General features: G+C 49.7%; 3 protein-coding genes and 2 pseudogenes. 4 read left to right on the forward strand and 1 reads right to left on the reverse strand.

Annotated elements, in window-relative coordinates:
* Together FEV53_RS21065 and FEV53_RS19420 are read left to right on the forward strand one after the other, a co-directional pair.
* A pseudogene (locus FEV53_RS21065) lies at positions 1-244 on the forward strand (IS5 family transposase); the annotation flags it as partial.
* A gap of 56 nt (positions 245-300) precedes the next feature.
* Positions 301-684: pseudogene (locus tag FEV53_RS19420) on the forward strand (integrase core domain-containing protein); the annotation flags it as partial.
* Positions 685-807: 123 nt separating this feature from the next.
* Here FEV53_RS19420 and FEV53_RS19425 read toward each other — a convergent pair.
* Positions 808-3,120, reverse strand: a complete 2,313-nt coding sequence (locus FEV53_RS19425; protein ID WP_142836319.1) for a hybrid sensor histidine kinase/response regulator — start codon at positions 3,118-3,120, stop codon at positions 808-810.
* Between the two features lie 155 nt (positions 3,121-3,275).
* Here FEV53_RS19425 and FEV53_RS19430 point away from each other — a divergent pair, with 155 nt between their 5' ends.
* Entirely contained in the window at positions 3,276-4,970 is a 1,695-nt protein-coding gene (locus FEV53_RS19430) for an ABC transporter substrate-binding protein (protein ID WP_185962341.1), read from the forward strand.
* A 332-nt stretch (positions 4,971-5,302) separates the two neighbouring features.
* Positions 5,303-5,538: transposase (locus FEV53_RS19440; protein ID WP_142836221.1), on the forward strand; the 236-nt coding region annotated here is incomplete at its 3' end.

Genomic DNA, 5,538 nt, shown 5'->3' on the forward strand with positions numbered 1-5,538 from the left:
TTGCGACGTCCGCAATGCCCATATCCAGATGATCGCCGACCACGGACGCATCGCCTGGCAGAAGGCAACGGGTTACGGTCAGCGCTCCCGTGTCGAAGCCCAGATCGGCCGCTACAAGCAGGTGATCGGGCCCGCGCTACGAGGCCGAAATATGGAGAGCCAAACAACCGAGACCCTGATCGCCGTCAAAGCCCTCAACCGCATGACCGACCTCGGTCGCGCGGCCCATGAGCGTGTCATCTGATCAGACTGGGAAAGCGGCAAATGCGCCCTCAGCTTGGTCCATGCAACACGCTCGCGTACAGCCGGGAGTGCCTGACCATCCGTGTGGATCGCAACCTGAACTCAGGCAACGTCATCGATGCGCTGAGCGACCTGTTCATCCTGCGCGGTGTGCCTTCGTTCATTCGGTCTGACAATGGCCCGGAGTTCGTTGCTCAAGCCGTACAGGACTGGATCAAAGCTGTCGGCGCGAAAACGGCTTACATCGAACCTGGATCGCCTTGGGAGAACGGTTACTGCGAAAGCTTCAATGCCCGTTTCCGCGACGAGTTCCTGAATGGCGAAACCTTCTACAGCCTGCGCGAGGCGCAGATCCTGATCGAACAATGGAGGAAACACTACAACACGAAACGACCACACAGCGCATTAGGCTACCGCCCACCGGCCCCGGAAACCGTCGTCACGATGGACCGGAGGCCCGTCATGCACTTACAATCAAATTGGACCACTCAAGTGGGGCTGATCAGCATGACATCAGTGGGGAAAGGGGAAATCACGAATCAAGCAGGAGTTCTGCAAAAATGCCTATCGGATGCAAGATTTAAAAAAAAGAGCCTCCACAATATCCGATAAGGAAAACGGCTTCTGTATGATACCATAATGACCAGCCATCAGCTCCCGATCAATCATTTCTGGATTGCCAGTAACAATAAAGAAATCAACATCGATTTTGTGCTCGGCTAAAACTCGCGACACATCTGAGCCGTTCCACCCCGACATCGTATAATCGCTCAAAACAGCAGTTTGATCATTGATGCGACCGGTAATCACCAAGTCGAGAAAGTCAATCTTATTGGAGCAAGTTAATACCTGCGCCCCAGCTCCGGAGAACAATCTTTCTTGAACGTCAAGTATTAATTCTTCGTCATCAATAATTAGCAATCTATGACCATCTAAAGGCAATTTCTGATCTTCAATTTTCTTTGATCTCTGTGAACGCTCCTCATGAGCCTTGGGTAAAATCAACTTGAAAATCGCGCCTCTTGGTTCATTTTTCTCATACAGCAGGGCACCACCTGCTCGACCGCACATTCCAAAAACCATAGCCAACCCTAAACCCGTACCCGCACCTCGACTTTTTGTTGTAAAGAACGGCTCGAAAATTCGATCAACAAGCTCAGGAGCGACTCCGTCTCCGTTATCAGATATAGCAAGAACAACAAATTCATCCTGGCTACTCATTGAATTGTTCGCATGGAGAGCGCAGACTTCTCTGATTTCGTCCAACCGAGCACCGCGGAGTGTGATGTCTATATGTCCCTCCCCTTTCATTGCATGAGCAGCATTGGTTGCAAGGTTCAGGACTGCGCCGTCGATCAGTTCGGAATCACACGTCACGGACTGTCTAGTTTCGACATTTATCTGGCAGCTAATTCCTGGGCCCAATGTGGCCCGTAGAAGCGGAGCGATCTCATCGAGCTTCTCGGCTGGGGAAATGACATCTTGATTACTTGGAGTAATGCTAGAGTACTTCAGTAACTGTCTTACTACTCGAGCAGCCCGTTCGCTCGCACCGATAGCAATATCAACATCGTGATGTACGTCCAAAGGCGCGCTTTGCCGAATATTTTCGAGCGCTGCGAAAATTATAGTCAGAACATTATTAAAGTCATGGGCTACGCCAGAGGCAAGGACTCCGAGAGCATCCATTTTCTGTGCTTGCCTTAATTGGATTTCAGCATTAGTCAAAGATGTAATATCGCGAACAATCAGAGCTTCGGCATCATTATGTAGCGGTACTCGCGATACCACCCAGAAACGTCCGGTCCTAATACTACTAACTGTTAGATCGTATCCCTGTTCCGCCTCTTCCGAACTGTCTTCTGCCGTTTCCCGCGTAATCGCCTGAGCGACAATCTGACATTTAGCATGTTCAATTGCATCACGCACCCGCAAAAGCGAGAAATCAGGGAGGCTCATCACTTCCAAACATTGTTCTGGGCAAGGAGCGCCAAATCTCGATCTCTCGAATAGGGTACCATTTTGAACAATTTTCAACGTGATGTCAGCTTCGGACAACACATTGTCGAGAGCTTCCGATTCAATTCTTCTGCGGAGCGCTTCCTTCGCTCGTGCAGATGCTGTTTCGACAAGCTCTTGGTTCAAAACCTGAAGTTCAGATTGCTTTTGATTTAACTTTTTGACTAGAAGTCTATTTTGCTCATCACGAGTTTTCTTTTCGCACTGCATTTCATTGAACGCATGAATAAAGCTGGCAAAATGCCCGCTGAATTTTCCAGTGACGGGTACGTGGTCACCTTCGACCATCGACGTACCGCAGGCTTGTTGCAGGTCGGACAATGGGTTTGTGACATAGGTCCGCATGAAGCGTGCGAAAAGAAGAGCGACCGGCGCGAATGTCAAAGCAAACACCAGCAGGCCGAGGGACAGGGTCCGTTTTGCTTCATGCATCAGAGATGGTGCATCCAGAACTATTTTGGCCTGTCCAGCGTATTCACCGTCTGTACCATAGAGGACCTTGTCAATTTCCAGTGGCGGATATCGTGGAGGAGTATCACTATGGACGTTGTAGAGTTCGTTCCCAAATCTGTCGACGATACGGGCCGATCGGAATGTCTCCAAGCGTGTTAATACTTTGACGTCCAATTCCAGAGATCCAAGGTTGTAGCGCCCGAGATCATAGCTGATCATTTTGAGAAATTCCGTCTGCAAATGTTGGAGGTTCCGCTGCTGAGCAGAGTAAAGTTGGCTCATGTTAAAGATCTGCAGCGCCGACACAACGAGGGTCAGCACAACCGCCAAGAGAGCAACATTGCGTAGAACGAACCAGGATTCTGCCGAAAAATTCAATATTTTCCGTGCTCGGCTCAACAACATAAGGTGATCAGCTCCTAAGCCAACAGGCCGTCAATCAAGCACGCTGACAAAAATCCGTGCCTCAGTTGGACGTTAGTGAGGACCGGTTAATGATCTATTAAGTATAAAATTCTTATCCTCAGATCATGTTTCAGAACGCGCCAGAGGAGATCCGGATGTTTCTGCATCAGGGGTGCTGCTCGATTTGCATTCAACAGATGCGTTGCGTACAACCGGGAGAGAATAGTATGTCGATATCTAGGTTTGATCTGCTGCGAAGAAAATTTCTGATGGGAGCTTCGGCAGCTGCATTACTGCCGAAGATGGTACATGCAGACATACATACAAACCGCAGACGTTTGATCCGATCCGACATAAGCAGCGCAAGTCAGTTGAACTATCTGAAGAGCATTGCGACGTGGAATGATGATTTTTTCGCTGATATTTTTGACCCGCTTTTCCGGATTGGTGCTGATCTTACGTTTCATCCTCTTGCAGCCCGCTCATTTGACGTCAGCAAAGACAAACGGACCTATTCGGTTCATTTGAATGAAAGACTCTGGAGTGACGGAACACCGATCACGGCGGCTGATTATGTTGCTGCGATCCAACATCGGGCTTGGTGGTCCCGCGAAGGCGGAGATGGTTTAAAATTACTAGATCGCTCTATTCTGAACCTCCAGCCCTATATCGACGGCAAGATACAAGCCGTAGAAGAAATTGGCATTTGGGCTCTTGACGATTTGACATTTGAGATCATGGTTTCAGCGCCTAATTCTGAATTTGCGCTAACGTTTGGTACGCATCTTTTTTTCCCATTCGCCCAACATAGCATACTGGATCCCAGAGCCGAATGGGAGAATCCGACCGGACTGATCTCTAATGGCTCTTATGTTCTGGCTGAGTTCGAAAAATCAGATTCGATTCGTGTTGTGAGGAACCCGCATTCAGCCTCGGATAATTCGCTATATTTCGATGAGGTTGTCTATGTGTCGTCTGAGAATGGTGCAAACATACAGTCTGGTAAGGTATTGAAAGGAGAAGTAGATATCTATCGACTTCTGGACTCCGATCTGATTGGCTGGTTCAACGATAATCGCCCCAAACAACTCAAAAGGTATGGGCAGCCAGCAGTGTCCTATCTAAATTTCAACCTTAACAGCCCGTCGGTCGCAGATCAACGAATTCGGCAAGCTTTAGTTATGGCGTTGGACAGAACCTTTTTGTCGCGAGACGTTGCGGTGTCGGGGAATACTGTTACTAACTGGACGAATGGTTTGAATTGGGTCTGGGAGAACGACCCGGATGCCGGAGAACAAGCGAATTTCAAATACGCTCCCGAAGAAGCTGTCAAAATCATGGAAGGTCTAGGTTATGATCAAAGTAACCCTCTTCGAATACAGCTATTATATCGGGACCGCGCCAATGAAGCTGATATTGCAAACGCGATCTCCGCAATGTGGCGCCGGATTGGAGTCGAATTGTCGACTGCTTCAAATAGCACGGTTGACCACTATAACAAATATATTATTCCGGGTAACTACGATATTGCGATTGTGACCTGGGTTTTCGATACGATGAGCCTGCTTGATAGTTACACGATGTTCAGTACTCGTACATCACCAAATGAAGGAAATTACGGAGCCGCAGGAAACTCTGAAGTGGACCAACTACTTGATGAAGCCGCGTTGATTTACGACTTGCCGCAAAGGATTGACCTTTTCAGAGAGGTCGAACTCGCGAATCGCGACAACGTATGGAACGTTCCCATCAGACATGAGACAGGCTATGTGGTGATTTCTGAATCTCTTAGAGGTGTTGAGGACGACGCGCCAACGCGTCCGCTGTCTGCTGAACTGTGGCGAAACTAGGTGTTTGATCCCACTGTTTGATAATGTGAAGGCACCGTAAAGTTAATCAGGTTGTGTTGAGTTGAAGGTTGGCCGTTTGATCAAGTGACCTCGATGCCTGCAATGGAGCGTGTTGCATGGATTCGACCCACGGCGTAGCAGGCGGTCGGTCTGACGACAGGATGCCCAATGCCTTTCAAGCACAACGCGTCACGACGGGACAAGTTTGCGAAGGCGAAGTACCGGGTGACGAACTGGGCCGGATACAACGAGAGCCTCCGCCGACGCGGTGATCTTCGTCCCTGTCTCCGGACAGCGGGGTACTTTACCCCTGTCCACGAGAGGAGCACGAGATGGGACGACATCGACGGAAATACACGGACGAATTCAAAGCTGCAGCGGTTGAACGGCTTTATGAGCCAGGCGCGACGCAGGGCAGCGTCGCGAAAGAGCTGGGGATCACCGGCACGCAGTTGAAAACCTGGCGGCTGGAGATTGAGGCGTTCGGCTCGATGGAAGCGAAGCGCCGCCAAAGGGCTGATGCGGCTGAGTTGGAGCGGCTTCGCAAAGAGAATAAGCGTCTCGCGGA

The organism is Palleronia caenipelagi, from assembly GCF_007004065.1.
In the GTDB taxonomy this organism is placed as follows: domain Bacteria; phylum Pseudomonadota; class Alphaproteobacteria; order Rhodobacterales; family Rhodobacteraceae; genus Palleronia; species Palleronia caenipelagi.